Below are 15,891 nucleotides of genomic sequence, written 5' to 3' on the forward strand. Positions count from 1 at the left end.
CTGATCCTGCCGCGCGGCAGGATCAGGCAATCGAGCGGCAGCTTTCGACTAGCGCCTGTCATTGCCCAAACCTATGCTGCGTCGGTCAGCAGAGGAAACCGCCATGCCCGCAGCACCCTTGGAACCCACCCTCGAGGCCCAGCGCCAGGAGCTGGCCGACCTGATTGGCCGCCATGCCGGCGAGCCTTATGGTCCGGCATCGGCCATCGAGGATCTGTACCTGGTCCGCTACCGCGAAAGCGTGCGCTCGATGCCGGCCCTGGCGCAGCCGGCGTTGTGCGTCCTGGCCCAGGGCAGCAAGACCTTGTTCCTGGGCGATGAGCGCTACGCCTATGATCCGCTGCATTACATGGTGGTGTCGGTGACCTTGCCGATCAGCGGTGCGCTGCTCGAAGCCAGCCCCGAGAACCCGAGCCTTGGCCTTCGCATGGACATCGATCCGGCGCAGATCAGCCAGCTGATCGCCGAAAGCAGCCCGATGATGGTGCCCAACCTACCGTCTGGCCGGGGCCTGTATGTGGAAAGGACCGATCCGCAGTTGCTCGACGCCTTGCTGCGCCTGCTCCGGTTGCTCGATTCTCCAAGGGACATCCCGGTGTTGGCGCCACTGATTCGCCGCGAGATTCTCTACCGGTTACTGCGCGGCCCGCAGGGCCATCGCCTGTATGAAATCGCCCTGGCCAACAGCCAGACCCACCGCGTCTGCCAAGCCATCACCTGGCTCAACCGCCACTATCAGCAGCCGCTGCGCATCGAAGACCTGGCCCGGGAAGTGAACCTCAGCACCTCGACCTTGCACCACAGGTTCAAGGCCGTGACCTCGATGAGCCCCTTGCAGTACCAGAAACAGCTGCGCCTGCAGGAAGCCCGTCGGCTGATGCTCAATGACGGACTGGAAGCCGCCGTGGCGGGCTATCGGGTGGGGTATGAAAGCCCCTCGCAGTTCAGCCGTGAATACAGCCGGTTGTATGGGGCGCCGCCGATTCGGGACGTGGCGCGGCTGCGGGCCAACGCCAGTTGAGGCAAGGCCGCTTCCAGCAAGGCCTGCCTAAGGAGACCCAGTGGAAGCGGCTTTATCCGCGAACATGACCTCAGGGCTGGTGTTCGCCCTCAACCTGCCACCGCAGCTTGCCACTGCGTCTGGTCGACCTGGATCAAGGTCGGTCCCTTGCGCTCGACCGCTTTGTGCAGCGCCGCCTGCAACTGCGCGACATCGCCCACATTGCATGCCGCCGCGCCCAGCGCCTGGGCCACGCCGATGAAGTCAGGGGTATGGATGTCCACACCCACCGGCTCAATGGCTCGGTTGACCATGTACTTCTTGATTTCCTCGTACCCCTGGTTGTTCCACAGCAGCACGATCAACGGCACCTGGGCCTCCACCGCGCTGGCGAGCTCCGGCAGGGTGAACTGCAAGCCACCATCGCCGATCAGGCAAACCGCGGGCGATCGGTCCGCTGCGTCTTCGGCGCTGCCGAGCCAGGCGCCCATGGCGGCCGGCAAGGCGTAGCCCAGGGTGCCGTAGCCGGTCGAGGCGTTGAACCAGCGCCGTGGCTGGGACATGTCCAGCGTGAGATTGCCGGTGTACACCGGTTGGGTCGAGTCGCCCACCAGGATTGCCGTAGGCAGGGCCTCGAGAATGCCGGTGAGTAGACGGGTCTGGCTCAGGGTCGGCTGGTCCCAGGTGCTGGCCAGGTCCCTGCGCAGGCGTGCGGCACGGGTACTACCCCAGGCGGCGTTCAGCGCAGGTGTAGGCAGCGCTTGCAAGGCAGCCAGCAGCGCCTCGGCGGCTTGTTCGGCGTCAGCGACGAGTGCCAGCTCCGGCAGGTAGTTGCGCACGGTCTGGTCGGGATCGATGTCGATGCGCAGCAAACTACCCGGGATTTCGAAACCGCCCTTGAAGGTAACGTCATAGTCGGTTTCGGCCAGCTCGGTGCCGATCGCCAGCACCACATCGGCCTCCGCCACCAACGCGCGCGTCGCGACCAGCGATTGGGTCGAGCCGATCTGCAATGGATGGCTGGCCGGCAACAGGCCCTTGGCATTGATGGTCAGGGCCACCGGTGCCTGCAGGTGCTCGGCAAGCGTCGCCAGTGCAGGGCCTGCCGCCAGCGCACCGCCACCGGCCAGGATCAGCGGACGCTGGGCCTTGGTCAGGCGCTCGGCCATCAGCGCCACAGTCCGAGGCGCTGCCCCCGCACGAGCGGTGCGTACAGGCCGCGCCGGCAACAGGTGGTCGGCGGGCTCGACCAGCACATCCAGGGGGATCTCGATATGCACAGGCCGAGGACGTGCGCCCTCGAACACCGCGAAGGCGCGCGCCAGCACTTGCGGCAGGTCGTCAGCGCTCATCAGGGTGTGGGAAAACGCCGCCACGCCGGCAACCAACGCACCTTGGTTGGGCAGTTCATGCAGTTTGCCGCGACCACCACCAAGCTGGTCCCGGGACTGCACGCTGGAAATCACCAGCATCGGAATCGAGTCGGCGTAGGCCTGACCCATGGCGGTGGTGATGTTGGTCATGCCCGGGCCGGTGATGATGAAGCAGACCCCGGGCTTGCCGCGGGTACGGGCATAGCCGTCCGCCATGAACCCAGCGCCCTGTTCATGACGAGGGGTGATGTGGCGGATGGAAGAACCCGCGAGGCCCCGGTAGAGCTCCACGGTATGCACGCCCGGAATCCCGAAGACATGGTCCACGCCATAGCCTTCGAGGAGATTGACCAATACTTCGCCGCAGGTTGCCATCGGATTCACCCTGGTTCTTGTTGAAAATCTGTGTTTATGGAACCAAGGCGCAGCTATCGCCACAATGCAAAAAAACACATACTAGCCATGTCTCAGGATCATGGCTCACATCGATGAAACGCCTCCCGCCCCTCCCCGCCCTGCACACCTTCCTGATCACCGCCCAGCACTGCAACTTCACCCGGGCAGCCCAGCAGTTGCACATCACTCAAGGTGCAGTCAGCCGGCAGATCGCCGGGCTGGAAGAGCACCTGGGCTATGCGCTGTTCCAGCGTCAGGCGCGTGGCCTGAGCCTGACCCGGGAGGGTCAGGACTGGCTGCCGCGGGTACAGCAGATTTTCGCCCTGATCGAACAGGGTGTGCGCGAGGTCGGTCGCCACAGTGCCACGCTGCAGCTCAAGGCGCCCACCTGTGTCATGCGCTGGTTGCTGCCGCGGCTGATGGAATGGCAGGCATTGCGTCCGGACGTGCCGGTGGAGCTGACCACCACGGTGCAGCATGGCGTGGATTTCCGTCGCGAGGGCTTCGACGCCGCCGTGGTGTATGGCGCACTGCCCAACGGGGGACTGCAAGTACGCAAGCTGTTCGATGAGCAACTGACGCCGATGTGCGCGCCCTCGCTGCTCGAAGGGCAGTTGCCGCTAACGCGGCTCGAAGACCTGTCCCGTCACATGCTGCTGCATCCGTCACGGGACGAGCACGACTGGCGCCTATGGCTGCAGGCTGCAGGCGCCAGTATCGAGCTCAATGGGCCGCGCCAGCATTTCGAGACGCTGGACATGGCGATGGCCATGGCGTCCCAGGGTACGGGAGTCGCGATCGGCGATTGGGCATTGGTCGGCGATGACCTGCGCAGTGGCAGGCTGTGCATGCCGTTCGGGCTGAAGGTGCTCACGGGCAAAGGCTACTACCTAGTCAGCCCTGCCCGGAGCCTGCCGCCGGGGTTGGTCGAATTGCTGGACTGGCTCCAGGCACAGGCCAGACCAGACGACTCAGTACCCCACCGTGAACCGCTCCCGTGAATGGGCTGGTTTCTCCAATTCGTCGATCATTGCGATAGCGTAGTCAGCGAAGGTGATCCAGCTCCGGCCATCGGCACCGATCAGCAACTGATCCTTGCCCAGACGGTAGTGCCCGCTTCGCGCACCTTCGACGAACTCCGCCGAGGGCGAGAGGAAGGTCCAATCCAGGCCCGACGTCTGACGCAATGCGTCGAGAAAACGCACGCCGGCGCTGGCTTCGGCTTTGTAGGCCTCGGGGAAGTCCGGGCTGTCGATGACCCGTTGCCCGGAGGGTAGCAGCAGGCTGCCGGCACCGCCCACCACCAGCAAGCGGGCCACGCCCGCACGCTTGACCGGCTCGATGATCGCCTGGGGCTCGATCGTCGCGAAATGCGCCGCGCTCAGCACGGCCTCCGTCCCGGCCACGGCGGCCTGCAGGGCTGCACTGTCCTTGGCGTCCAGCGCCTTGGCGGTAACGCCTTCACGCCCGTCCAGCTTCGACGGGTCACGGGCGATGGCCACGACCTGATGGCCGCGGCGCAGAGCCTCTTCCAGCAACTGGCTACCGGCACGACCGGTGGCACCGATGATTGCGATCTTGCTCATGGGGACACACTCCATCAGTTGAAAAGAACTACCACTGCATTTCGCCCTTGGCGACCTTGGCGCTGAGTTCCAGCGAACTGGCGTCGCCCAGCTTTGGATACCGCTGCTCCATCGCCTTGATCAGCGCATCGGCATCGGCGGCCTTGGCTGCTTCGGCGTCGAAGGCGCGGATGTAACCGGCGGTGAAACGTACTGCGTCCAGCGAGCGGCTGCTCTGCCCGAGGTAGTGGCCGGGGATCACTGTGCGCGGAGCGAGCCGCTCGATGCGCTCGAGGGTGGCAAGCCAATCGGCATGGGACTGGGCGGTCTGGGTGTCGGCCATCCAGACATGAATGTGCTCGGCCACGACCACGCCACCGACCACAGCCTTGATCGAGGGAATCCACACGAAACTACGGTCTGGCTGTGGCCCATCGAGACCGACGACTTCCAGCGTCTGCCCTTCCAGCGCCAGGCGATCCCCCACCAGCACCTGCGGCACGACCAGTTTCGCGGGCCTGTCGCTGCCCATTTGCGGGCCCCAGTAGTCCAGCTTGGCGTCCATGGTCTTGCGGATATGCTCCACAGTGGCGGCCGAGGCGACCACTCGGGCCTGGGGAAACGCACGCGTCAGGGTGTCCAGCCCAAAGTAATAGTCCGGATCGCCATGGCTGACATAAATGGTGGTCAATCGCTTGCCACCAGCCTTGAGGCGCTGTACCAGTTGCTCGGCCTGGGCCTTGCCGAACTGGGCGTCAACCAGGATGGCATCGTGCTTGCCACTGACGATCACCGAGCTGACCGGGAAGATCGCATCATGGCCTGGGTTGTACACCTCGAGCTGAAGGGGTTCGGCGGCCAACGCCTGGCCGGCCAGGGCGAGGCTGGCCAGTACCAGACTGCGCAGGGTGGAGATGAGCGACATCGGACATTCCTGTGAACGGGAGAGTGAGCAACAGCATAGTTGCCCAATCCATCACAAAAAATGCGATGCTCAGACATAGTTTGTTTCTGAAAGCGGACAAATCATGGACCGTCTAAACGCCATGCGCGTCTTCGTCACCGTGGTCGACCTGGGCAGCCAGTCAGCCGCGGCCGACCATCTGCAACTCTCTCGGCCTGTGGTGTCGCGCTATCTGGCGGAACTGGAGGACTGGGTCGGTGCGCGTCTGATGCAGCGCACCACACGCAAGCTCAGCCTCACCGCCGCCGGCCAGCAAACCCTGCCGCGCTGTCGCCAATTGCTGGAGCTGGCCGGTGATCTACAGGCCGCTGTACGCCAGCCGGACGACGCGCCACGCGGTGAGCTGCGCATCAGCGTCAGCACCTCGTTCGGCCAGGCCCAGTTGGTGGATGCGGTGGCCGACTACGTACGGCGTTACCCGGGAGTGAAGGTGGAACTGCAGATGCTCGATCGTACGGTCAACCTGGTGGACGAACGCATCGACCTGGCGATCCGCACCAGCAACGACCTGGACCCGAACCTGATCGCCCGGCGCCTGACAGTGTGTCGCTCAGTGGTATGCGCCGCGCCGAAGTACCTGGCCGAACATGGCATGCCGCAGCAGGTCGAAGAACTGAGCCAGCACAATTGCCTGACCCACGCCTACTTCGGGCATAGCCTGTGGCAGTTCGAAGTCGGGGGGCGGCATGTGGCCGTGCCGGTGCAAGGCAACATCAGCGCCAACGAGGCCATGACCTTGCAGAAGGCCGCGCTGGCCGGTGCCGGCATCGCCATGCTGCCGACCTACCAGGCGGCAGGAGCGCTACGCAGTGGAGAACTGGTTCGGCTGCTGCCCGAGGCGCGCCCGCGCGAGCTGAACCTGAATGCCGTGTACACCTCGCGTAAGCACATGCCGGCAACCCTGCGCAGCATGCTGGATTTTCTCGCGCAGCGGTTCACCGATGAGCCGCAGTGGGATGAAGACCTCTGACCTGCAGGCGGCTGCGCCGAGTCAGTCGCCGGTCACTCCTCGACGCTCATGTACTCCTTGGCCCAACGGATGTAATCCTCAGGTTGGGTATAGGTGTGGGAAAGCTCGGTCGCGTTGAGGTTGTCGGATTTGTTCTGCTGCCCACGCTGAAGGCGCAGACAGTCATAGGTGGCTTTGATGGCGGCGAAATAGGCGGCATGGCCATCGACCACGATCCGCACCCCCAGGCTCGCCAGCCGCGCATCGTCACGCAGGTTGGGGTTGCCGTAGCTCACCAGCATCAGGGGCACCGTCAGGTGCTCGGCGATCTGCTCCAGTTGATCGAAATCCTTGACGCCTACCATGCAGATACCGTCGGCACCAGCCTTCTGGTAGCTCTGGGTGCGATGGATGATTTGCTCGGTCGACAGCACACCGGCGTTGGTCCGGGCGATGATCGACAGCGCCGAGTCGACCCGCGCCTCGATGGCCGCACGGATCTTGCCGACGCCCTCCTCCACTGAGATCAGGTCCGTGGATTTGCGACCGAACTGGGCCGGCAGCAGGGTGTCCTCAATGGTCAGCGCGGCGACACCGGCGCGCTCCAGCTCGATCACCGTGCGCATGACGTTGAGCGCATTGCCATAGCCATGGTCGGCGTCGGCGATCACCGGCAACTGTGCGACACGGCCAATGCGGGTGGCCTGCTCGACGAACTCGCTCAGGGTGATCAAGGCAAAGTCCGGCGCGGCCAGTACCTGCAGCGAGGCAACCGAACCACCGAGGATACCGACCTCAAAACCCAGGTCAGCGGCGATGCGGGCCGACATGGGGTCGAACACCGATGCGGTGTGATAGCACGAACCGGACGCAAGCAGTTCACGGAAGGCAAAACGCAGATCGTGGTGGGAAGCCTTGGGCATGATCACTCCGCAATAACAGGAAATTTGAACGGGCTGACTACTGACCCTTGAATCGGGTCTACCTGACCTGTTCCAACCGTCGCCATCAGGGCGGTCATGCTCGACATGCAGGCAGAGGAATAGAAGGTGTGGGGTACAACAGCATGAAATCCGCACGTAAATGGCTGCACCATGCTGGTGCAAAGCCCGGATTTCAGCCGTTGCGGTCAGATCACGATATCACGCAGCCATGCGCTACTGGATGGATGCGCCAATGCCGATCTTGCATAGGGGATGCGCATAGTACATAGGAAGCTACGTAACTCAGCTACAATGCGGCCTTGCTCCGCGCTTGGCTGAGCCGCAACCAACCCCCAGACAGCGACCACGACAAGGTATTTTCCGTGACTGCCGCCCTGCCCCCTACTGTCCTGCGCACAGTCCTCACCGCCCTGATGCTGGCGATTTTTCTCGGTGCGCTGGACCAGACCATTGTCGCCGTGTCCATGCCAGCGATTTCCGCACAGTTCAACGATGTCGGTCTGCTGGCCTGGGTCATCTCCGGTTACATGGTAGCCATGACCATCGCCGTGCCGATCTACGGCAAGCTCGGCGACCTGTATGGCCGGCGGCGCATGATCCTCACGGGTACGGCCTTGTTCACCCTGGCTTCGGTGGCCTGCGCCCTGGCCCAGGACATGCAGCAGTTGGTACTGGCGCGGGTGGTCCAGGGGATTGGCGCAGGGGGCATGGTTTCGGTGAGCCAGGCGATCATTGGCGATTTCGTGCCGCCTCGCGAGCGCGGCCGCTACCAGGGCTATTTCAGCAGCATGTACGCCCTGGCCAGCGTCGCCGGACCGGTGCTCGGTGGCTGGTTGACCGAATACCTGTCCTGGCGCTGGGTGTTCTGGATCAACCTGCCCCTGGGTCTGTTCGCCCTGTGGGCGATCCGCCGCGCCCTGGCCGGCATGCCGGTACAGCGCCGAGAGGCCCAGGTGGATTACCTCGGTGCGCTGCTGCTGATCCTGGGCCTGGGCAGCCTACTGCTGGGTATCACCTTGGTCGGTCAGGGCCACGCCTGGCTATCGCCGCCGGTGCTGGCACTGCTGGGCGGTGCCCTGCTGGGCCTTGTGGTGTTCATCGGCCATGAGCGGCGCTGCCCAGAGCCGCTGTTGCCGCTCAAGTTGTTCGGCAACCGCACTGCAATGCTGTGCTGGTGCGCGATCTTCTTGGCCAGCTTCCAATCGATCTCGCTGACCATGCTGATGCCTCTGCGCTACCAGAGCATCACCGGCGCAGGCGCCGACAGCGCCGCGCTTTATCTGTTGCCGCTGGCGATGGGGCTGCCCCTGGGCGCCTTCACCGGTGGACGCCTGACCAGTCGCACAGGTCGCTATCGCCCGCAAATCGTTATCGGTTTCGTACTGATGCCCTTGGCTATCCTCGGCATGGCCCTCACGCCACCGCAATCGGCGCTGCTCGGCGCGGTGTTCATGCTGTTGACCGGTATTGCCTGCGGCTTGCAGTTCCCGACCTCCTTGGTGGGGACCCAGAGCGCGGTGGAGCACAAGGACATCGGCGTTGCCACCAGTACCACCAACCTGTTCCGCGCCCTGGGCGGCGCCATGGGGGTGGCCTGCATGTCCAGTTTGCTGTTGGCGCTGCTGCATCAGGACGGTTTCGAGGCGTTGGGCAATCCGCTGCTGGGTAGCCTGCAGGCAGGCGAACCGGACCCATTGACCCAAGCGCGGCTGTTGCGAACCTTCCATCACTTGCTGATGACCAGTGCCGCCCTGTCGCTTCTGGGCCTAGCCGCCGCGCTGGTCATGCCCGACCGGCAACTACGAGGACGTTGATGTCATCTGCCACACTGCATTGGGCTGCGCAAACCATTAACTCCCCCTTAATGAAAGGGGGAAACACTTCATCACAATCATTCACAAAGTGTCATTTGCGCAAGGAAGGGCTCAAGCGCAGCATATCCAACCCTGTGTCGACCCAACGCTCCACATCGCGCAGCAGGTCGAAGCTGTCCGGCAGCAACAGCCAGCGCCCGATCAGGCCATCGACATAGGCGAACAACGCAACAGCGGCACGTTGCACATCCAGATCCTCGGGCAACTGCCCACGGCGCACGGCATTGGCCATGGCCAAGGCGATGCCTTCGTGGCAGTCCAGCACAGCGCCTTGGCGCTGCTGGCGGATCTCGCACATGTCGTCGGTGAACTCACATTTGTGGTGCAGGATTTCATTGATGCGTCGGGTCCTGGCATCGAGCACCAGGTCATTCAGCACCTGCAGCAACAGGGTGCGAATGCAGCCAAGCGGGTCGAGTTCGTCCTCGCTCTCGCTGGCGCGGGCCAGGTGGTCATGGGTTTCATGCAGGCTGTCCAGTAGCGCCTGCACCAGCTCGGCCTTGTTGTTGAAATGCCAATAGATCGCCCCACGGGTCACACCCGCCAGTTCAGCGATGTCGGCCAGGGTGGTTCGCGCAACCCCGCGCTTGTAGAAGGCCTTTTCCGCTGCCTCGATGATCTGGGCACGGGTTTCCTGGGCTTCCTCTTTGGTTCGACGGACCATGGCAGCTCAACCTCATCACGACCCGCAGGCTCGACCGGCGCGCGGGGTTCAGGCCGGGGTCGCCTCTTTAAGGGCGTCTCCCGGGGAGTATTCGACGGATCCGCAGCGCCCGTTCGAGGCTGACTGCGGTATTTACAAACAAGCATGAATGTAAGTATATTCGTTAGTAAGCTATTTATCCACCGGATAGCACCTTTTCTGAAAACACTTCAATTATTCTTGAGCGTCTCCCTGCTCTAGCGACCCGAGGATCCTATGCAATTCAAGCCAGCCGTCACCGCCCTGGTTTCCGCCGTCGCCCTGGCAACCCTGCTAAGTGGCTGTAAGAAAGAAGAAGCAGCGCCTGCGGCGCAGGCTCCTCTGGTCGGCGTTGTCACTCTCCAGCCTCAGGCCTATACCCTGACGTCCGAGCTACCGGGGCGTACCACCGCCTTCCGCGTCGCCGAGGTCCGCCCACAGGTCAATGGCATCATTCTCAAGCGCCTGTTCAAGGAAGGCAGTGACGTCAAGGAAGGTCAGCAGCTGTATCAGATCGACCCGGCCGTCTACGAAGCCAACCTGGCCAATGCCCAGGCCAACCTGCAAGCTACCCGTTCGCTGGCCGAGCGCTACAAGCAACTGATCGACGAGCAGGCTGTCTCCAAGCAGGAATACGACGACGCCAATGCCAAACGATTGCAGGCCGAGGCTTCGCTCAAAAGCGCCCAGATCGATCTGCGCTACACCAAGGTTCTGGCGCCGATCAGCGGTCGTGTCGGGCGCTCGTCCGTCACCGAAGGTGCCCTGGTGAGCAATGGCCAATCCAACGCGTTGGCCACCATCCAGCAGCTCGACCCGATCTACGTCGATGTCACCCAGTCCACCGCCGAGCTGCTCAAGCTGCGACGCGACCTGGAAAGCGGCCAGTTGCAGAAGGCCGGCGAGAACGCCGCCTCCGTCCAGCTGGTGCTTGAGGATGGCAGCCTGTTCAAACAGCAAGGTCGCCTGGAGTTCTCCGAAGTCGCGGTCGACGAAACCACCGGTTCCGTGACCTTGCGCGCCATCTTCCCCAACCCTGACCACACCCTGCTGCCGGGCATGTTCGTTCACGCCCGCCTGAAGGCCGGGGTCAATGCCAACGCCATCCTGGCACCACAACAGGGCGTGACCCGTGACCTGAAGGGCACCCCCACCGCGCTGGTGGTCAACCAGGAAAACAAGGTCGAACTGCGCCAGCTCAAGGCCAGTCGTACCCTGGGCAGCGACTGGCTGATCGAGGAAGGCCTGAACCCAGGCGACCGCCTCATCACCGAAGGGCTGCAGTTCGTGCGCCCTGGTGTCGAGGTCAAGGTCAGCGAAGCCACCAACGTCAAGAAGCCAGGCAGCCCAGACCAGGCCAGCACTGCGAAAGTAGACGCCAAAGCGGAGTAAACCATGTCGAAGTTCTTTATCGATCGCCCGATCTTCGCCTGGGTGATCGCCTTGGTCATCATGCTGGTCGGCGCGCTCTCCATCCTGAAGCTGCCGATCAACCAGTATCCGAGCATCGCACCGCCGGCCATCGCGATCGCCGTGACCTATCCGGGCGCCTCGGCGCAAACGGTGCAGGACACCGTGGTACAGGTCATCGAGCAGCAGCTCAACGGTATCGACAACCTGCGTTATGTCTCCTCGGAGAGCAACTCCGATGGCAGCATGACCATCACCGCCACCTTCGAGCAGGGCACCAACCCTGATACCGCGCAGGTCCAGGTGCAGAACAAGCTGAACCTGGCTACCCCGCTGCTGCCGCAGGAAGTGCAGCAGCAAGGTATCCGCGTCACCAAGGCAGTGAAGAACTTCCTGTTGGTGATCGGCCTGGTGTCCGAAGACGGCAGCATGACCAAGGACGACCTGTCCAACTACATCGTCTCCAACATGCAGGATCCGATCTCGCGGACTGCCGGCGTGGGTGACTTCCAGGTGTTCGGTGCCCAGTACGCCATGCGTATCTGGCTCGATCCGGCCAAGCTGAACAAGTTCCAGCTGACTCCGGTCGACGTGCGCAACGCGGTCAGCGCGCAGAACGTGCAGGTATCCTCCGGTCAGCTCGGCGGTCTACCTGCCATGCCCGGTACCCAGCTCAACGCCACCATCATCGGCAAGACCCGCCTGCAGACCGCCGAGCAGTTCGAAAAGATCCTGCTCAAGGTCAACAGCGACGGCTCCCAGGTGCGCCTGAGCGATGTCGCCAAGGTCGGCCTGGGCGGTGAGAACTACGCCATCAGCGCCCAGTACAACGGTTTCCCGGCCTCGGGCCTGGCGATCAAGCTGGCCACCGGGGCCAACGCCCTGGATACCGCCAAGGCGCTGCGCAAGACCATCAGCGACCTGGAGCCGTTCTTCCCGCCGGGCGTGAAGGCCGTGTTCCCTTACGACACCACTCCGGTGGTCACTGAATCCATCAGCGGCGTGATCCACACGCTGATCGAGGCGGTGGTCCTGGTGTTCCTGGTGATGTACCTGTTCCTGCAGAACTTCCGCGCCACCATCATCACCACCATGACCGTACCGGTGGTGTTGCTGGGTACCTTCGGCATCCTTGCCGCCGCGGGCTTTAGCATCAACACCCTGACCATGTTCGCCATGGTCCTGGCCATCGGCTTGCTGGTGGACGACGCCATCGTCGTGGTGGAGAACGTCGAGCGGGTCATGTCCGAAGAGGGCTTGCCGCCCAAGGAGGCCACCAAGCGCTCCATGGAACAGATCCAGGGTGCCCTGGTGGGTATCGCCCTGGTGCTGTCGGCGGTACTGCTGCCGATGGCTTTCTTCGGCGGCTCCACTGGTGTGATCTACCGTCAGTTCTCCATCACCATCGTTTCGGCCATGGGCCTGTCGGTGCTGGTGGCGCTGATCTTCACCCCGGCACTGTGCGCCACCATGCTCAAACCCCTGAAAAAGGGCGAGCATCATGTGGCCAAGCGCGGCTTCTTCGGCTGGTTCAACCGCAACTTCGACCGCAGCGTGCAAGGCTATGAGCGCAGCGTCGGCGGCATCCTGCGCAACAAGTTCCCGTTCCTGTTGGCCTACGCCCTGATCGTGGTCGGCATGGTCTGGCTGTTCATGCGCATTCCCACCGCGTTCCTGCCCGAGGAAGACCAAGGCGTGCTGTTTGCCCAGGTCCAGACCCCGGCCGGCTCCAGTGCCCAACGTACCCAGGTGGTCGTCGACCAGATGCGCGAGTACCTGCTCAAGGACGAAGCTGACACCGTCTCCTCGGTCTTCACCGTGAACGGCTTCAACTTCGCTGGCCGCGGCCAGAGCTCGGGCATGGCCTTCATCATGCTCAAGCCATGGGACGAACGCTCGGCGGAAAACAGCGTGTTCAACCTCGCGGCCCGCGCCCAGCAGCACTTCTTCAGCTTCCGTGACGCCATGGTGTTCGCCTTCGCGCCACCTGCGGTACTCGAACTGGGTAACGCCACCGGCTTCGACGTGTTCCTCCAGGACCGCGCCGGTGTCGGCCACGCGAAACTGATGGAAGCACGCAACCAGTTCCTGGCCAAGGCCGCCCAGAGCAAGGTGCTCACCGCGGTGCGTCCGAACGGCCTGAACGACGAGCCGCAGTACCAGCTGATCATCGATGACGAACGTGCCAGCGCCTTGGGCGTGACCATCGCCGACATCAACGCCACCCTGTCGATCGCCCTGGGCGGCAACTACGTCAACGACTTCATCGACCGCGGTCGGGTCAAGAAGGTGTACATCCAGGGCGAACCAAGCGCCCGGATGAGCCCGGAAGACCTGCAGAAGTGGTACGTGCGCAATGGCGCGGGCGAGATGGTGCCGTTCTCCTCCTTCGCCAAGGGCGAATGGAGCTATGGCTCGCCGAAGCTCTCGCGCTACAACGGTGTGGAAGCGGTCGAAATCCTCGGTGCCCCGGCACCGGGCTACAGTACCGGCGAAGCCATGGCCGAGGTCGAGCGCATCGCGGGCGAACTGCCAGCTGGCATCGGCTATTCCTGGACCGGCATGTCCTACGAGGAGAAACTCTCCGGCTCGCAGATGCCGGCGCTGTTCGCCCTCTCGGTCCTGTTCGTGTTCCTGTGCCTGGCAGCGCTGTACGAAAGCTGGTCGATTCCGATCGCCGTCGTGCTGGTCGTACCGCTGGGTATCATCGGTGCGCTGATCGCCGCCAGCCTGCGCGGGTTGTCCAACGACGTGTACTTCCTGGTCGGCCTGCTGACCACTATCGGCCTGGCGGCGAAGAACGCGATCCTGATCGTCGAATTCGCCAAGGAACTGCACGAGCAGGGCCGCAGCCTGTATGACGCAGCCATCGAGGCCTGCCGCATGCGTCTGCGCCCAATCATCATGACCTCGCTGGCGTTCATCCTCGGCGTGGTACCGTTGACCATCGCCAGCGGCGCAGGCTCGGGCAGCCAGCACGCCATCGGCACCGGGGTGATCGGCGGTATGATCAGTGCGACCGTGCTGGCCATCTTCTGGGTACCGCTGTTCTTCGTTGCAGTGTCGTCGCTGTTCGGCAGCAAGAAGCCTGAATCCGACGCCACCCCTGAAACTACTCGTTATGAGGCTGGGCAATGACCAAGTCTTTGTTATCCCTGGCGGTAACCGCTTTCATCCTTGGCGGCTGCTCGCTGATCCCTGACTACCAGCCCCCTGAATCGCCAGTGGCGGCGCAGTGGCCGCAAGGCCCTGCGTACTCGCCGACCCAGTCGGCCGACGTAGCCGCGGCCGAGCAGGGCTGGCGTCAGTTCTTCCATGATCCTGCGCTGCAGCAGCTGATCCAGACCGCGCTGGTCAACAACCGCGACCTGCGCGTCGCCGCCCTGAACATCGATGCCTACCGGGCCCAGTACCGCATCCAGCGGGCCGACCTGTTCCCGGCGGTATCGGCCAATGGCAGCGGCAGCCGCCAGCGGGTACCGGCGAACATGTCGCAGACCGGCGAAGCGGGCATCACCAGCCAGTACTCGGCCACCCTGGGTGTCAGCGCCTATGAGCTGGACTTGTTCGGCCGTGTGCGCAGCCTCACCGAGCAGGCCTTGGAGACCTACCTCTCCAGCGAGCAGGCCCGCCGCTCCACGCAAATCAGCCTGGTCGCCAGCGTGGCCAATGCCTACTACACCTGGCAGGCCGACCAAGCGCAGCTCAAGCTGACCGAAGAGACCCTCAAGACCTACGTCGAAAGCTACAACCTCACCCGCCGTAGCAATGAGGTGGGTGTTGCCTCAGCGCTCGATGTGAGCCAGGCCCGCACCGCCGTTGAAGGCGCGCGGGTCAAACTCGCGCAGTACCAGCGCCTGGTCGCCCAGGACCTGAACAGCCTGACCGTGCTGCTGGGCACTGGCGTGCCGGCTGACCTGCCGGCACCGCTTCAGCTCGACGCCGATCAACTGGCCGAGGTCCCGGCCGGCCTGCCATCGGATCTGCTGCAACGGCGTCCGGACATCCAGGAAGCCGAGCACCTACTCAAAGCCGCCAACGCCAATATCGGCGCGGCCCGCGCTGCGTTCTTCCCGAGCATCAGCCTGACCGCCAACGCCGGCACCCTGAGCCCGGACATGGGCGGGCTGTTCAAGGGCGGGTCGGGCACTTGGCTGTTCCAGCCGCAGATCAACCTGCCGATCTTCAACGCCGGCAGCCTGAAAGCGAGCCTGGACTACTCGAAGATCCAGAAGGACATCAACGTCGCCAAGTACGAAAAGACCATCCAGACCGCCTTCCAGGAAGTCTCCGATGGCCTGGCCGCACGCAAGACCTTCGAGGAGCAGCTGCAGGCCCAGCGCGACCTGGTGGCCGCCAACCAGGACTACTACCGCCTGGCCGAGCGCCGCTACCGCATTGGGATCGACAGCAACCTGACCTTCCTCGATGCCCAGCGCAACCTGTTCAGTTCGCAGCAGTCGCTGATCAACGACCGGCTCTCGCAGCTGGTCAGCGAGGTCAACCTGTACAAGGCCCTCGGTGGCGGCTGGTACGAGCAGACCGGGCAGGCCAACCAGCAGGCTTCGGTGGAAACACCGAAAGGCTGAGCGACCCGCTAGCAGTATCAAGCCCACCCTCGCGGTGGGCTTTTTTTATGGGACAGCCCCACCGCGCCCCCGAATTAACCACGTCGACATTCCGTTCGATAATCGCCCCGTTCCGCATTGGGCGAATTGCCTCACCCTCACCTTG

At 63.6% G+C, this 15,891-nt stretch carries 12 protein-coding genes; 7 read left to right on the plus strand and 5 right to left on the minus strand.

The window, feature by feature from the left end:
• Positions 1-103 precede the first annotated feature (103 nt).
• Complete coding sequence (locus DQ397_RS22075) at positions 104-1,021, plus strand: AraC family transcriptional regulator (protein WP_043206431.1); 918 nt, start codon at positions 104-106, stop codon at positions 1,019-1,021.
• A gap of 89 nt (positions 1,022-1,110) precedes the next feature.
• Here the strand turns inward: DQ397_RS22075 and DQ397_RS22080 are convergent, their stop codons facing one another.
• Positions 1,111-2,748, minus strand: a complete 1,638-nt coding sequence (locus DQ397_RS22080; RefSeq protein ID WP_043206430.1) for a 5-guanidino-2-oxopentanoate decarboxylase — start codon at positions 2,746-2,748, stop codon at positions 1,111-1,113.
• Between the two features lie 113 nt (positions 2,749-2,861).
• On the opposite strand from DQ397_RS22080, the gene DQ397_RS22085 reads away from it, so the two are divergent.
• Positions 2,862-3,770, plus strand: a complete 909-nt coding sequence (locus DQ397_RS22085) for a LysR substrate-binding domain-containing protein (protein ID WP_052352311.1) — start codon at positions 2,862-2,864, stop codon at positions 3,768-3,770.
• Here the strand turns inward: DQ397_RS22085 and DQ397_RS22090 are convergent.
• A complete protein-coding gene (locus tag DQ397_RS22090; RefSeq protein ID WP_043206429.1) occupies positions 3,741-4,355 on the minus strand; it encodes an NAD(P)-dependent oxidoreductase in 615 nt (204 codons plus the stop codon). The genes DQ397_RS22085 and DQ397_RS22090 overlap by 30 nt on opposite strands.
• Before the next feature lie 28 nt (positions 4,356-4,383).
• A complete protein-coding gene (locus DQ397_RS22095) occupies positions 4,384-5,259 on the minus strand; it encodes an MBL fold metallo-hydrolase (protein ID WP_043206428.1) in 876 nt (291 codons plus the stop codon).
• A gap of 103 nt (positions 5,260-5,362) precedes the next feature.
• Between DQ397_RS22095 and DQ397_RS22100 the strand changes: the two genes are divergently transcribed.
• Positions 5,363-6,268, plus strand: coding sequence for a LysR family transcriptional regulator (locus DQ397_RS22100; protein WP_043206427.1), 906 nt, complete (start codon positions 5,363-5,365; stop codon positions 6,266-6,268).
• A gap of 32 nt (positions 6,269-6,300) precedes the next feature.
• Here the strand turns inward: DQ397_RS22100 and DQ397_RS22105 are convergent, their stop codons facing one another.
• The gene (locus tag DQ397_RS22105) at positions 6,301-7,170 is read right to left on the minus strand and encodes an oxaloacetate decarboxylase (RefSeq protein WP_043206426.1); all 870 of its coding nucleotides are present in this window, start codon (positions 7,168-7,170) and stop codon (positions 6,301-6,303) included.
• Positions 7,171-7,553: 383 nt separating this feature from the next.
• On the opposite strand from DQ397_RS22105, the gene DQ397_RS22110 reads away from it, so the two are divergent.
• Entirely contained in the window at positions 7,554-9,005 is a 1,452-nt protein-coding gene (locus DQ397_RS22110) for an MDR family MFS transporter (RefSeq protein ID WP_043206525.1), read from the plus strand.
• Between the two features lie 91 nt (positions 9,006-9,096).
• Here the strand turns inward: DQ397_RS22110 and DQ397_RS22115 are convergent, their stop codons facing one another.
• Positions 9,097-9,729, minus strand: a complete 633-nt coding sequence (locus DQ397_RS22115; RefSeq protein WP_043206425.1) for a TetR family transcriptional regulator — start codon at positions 9,727-9,729, stop codon at positions 9,097-9,099.
• A 255-nt stretch (positions 9,730-9,984) separates the two neighbouring features.
• On the opposite strand from DQ397_RS22115, the gene ttgA reads away from it, so the two are divergent.
• The 3 genes from ttgA to DQ397_RS22130 are packed head-to-tail and all read left to right on the plus strand — an operon-like array spanning position 9,985 to position 15,746.
• The gene (gene ttgA, locus DQ397_RS22120) at positions 9,985-11,139 is read left to right on the plus strand and encodes a toluene efflux RND transporter periplasmic adaptor subunit TtgA (RefSeq protein ID WP_043206424.1); all 1,155 of its coding nucleotides are present in this window, start codon (positions 9,985-9,987) and stop codon (positions 11,137-11,139) included.
• Between the two features lie 3 nt (positions 11,140-11,142).
• Positions 11,143-14,295, plus strand: a complete 3,153-nt coding sequence (ttgB, locus tag DQ397_RS22125) for a multidrug efflux RND transporter permease subunit TtgB (protein WP_043206423.1) — start codon at positions 11,143-11,145, stop codon at positions 14,293-14,295.
• Entirely contained in the window at positions 14,292-15,746 is a 1,455-nt protein-coding gene (locus DQ397_RS22130) for an AdeC/AdeK/OprM family multidrug efflux complex outer membrane factor (protein ID WP_043206422.1), read from the plus strand. The genes ttgB and DQ397_RS22130 overlap by 4 nt, the downstream gene beginning before the upstream one ends.
• The last annotated feature ends 145 nt before the right edge of the window (positions 15,747-15,891 follow it).

It is taken from the genome of Pseudomonas sp. CK-NBRI-02 (assembly GCF_008124495.1).
GTDB lineage: Bacteria > Pseudomonadota > Gammaproteobacteria > Pseudomonadales > Pseudomonadaceae > Aquipseudomonas > Aquipseudomonas guariconensis.

Coding starts and splice junctions, on each gene's coding strand:
- DQ397_RS22105 (WP_043206426.1), bottom strand. CDS start 7,170: ATGCCCAAGGCTTCCCACCACGATCTGCGTTTTGCCTTCCGTGAACTG.
- DQ397_RS22115 (WP_043206425.1), bottom strand. CDS start 9,729: ATGGTCCGTCGAACCAAAGAGGAAGCCCAGGAAACCCGTGCCCAGATC.
- DQ397_RS22100 (WP_043206427.1), top strand. CDS start 5,363: ATGGACCGTCTAAACGCCATGCGCGTCTTCGTCACCGTGGTCGACCTG.
- DQ397_RS22130 (WP_043206422.1), top strand. CDS start 14,292: ATGACCAAGTCTTTGTTATCCCTGGCGGTAACCGCTTTCATCCTTGGC.
- DQ397_RS22095 (WP_043206428.1), bottom strand. CDS start 5,259: ATGTCGCTCATCTCCACCCTGCGCAGTCTGGTACTGGCCAGCCTCGCC.
- DQ397_RS22085 (WP_052352311.1), top strand. CDS start 2,862: ATGAAACGCCTCCCGCCCCTCCCCGCCCTGCACACCTTCCTGATCACC.
- DQ397_RS22080 (WP_043206430.1), bottom strand. CDS start 2,748: ATGGCAACCTGCGGCGAAGTATTGGTCAATCTCCTCGAAGGCTATGGC.
- DQ397_RS22075 (WP_043206431.1), top strand. CDS start 104: ATGCCCGCAGCACCCTTGGAACCCACCCTCGAGGCCCAGCGCCAGGAG.
- ttgA (WP_043206424.1), top strand. CDS start 9,985: ATGCAATTCAAGCCAGCCGTCACCGCCCTGGTTTCCGCCGTCGCCCTG.
- DQ397_RS22090 (WP_043206429.1), bottom strand. CDS start 4,355: ATGAGCAAGATCGCAATCATCGGTGCCACCGGTCGTGCCGGTAGCCAG.
- ttgB (WP_043206423.1), top strand. CDS start 11,143: ATGTCGAAGTTCTTTATCGATCGCCCGATCTTCGCCTGGGTGATCGCC.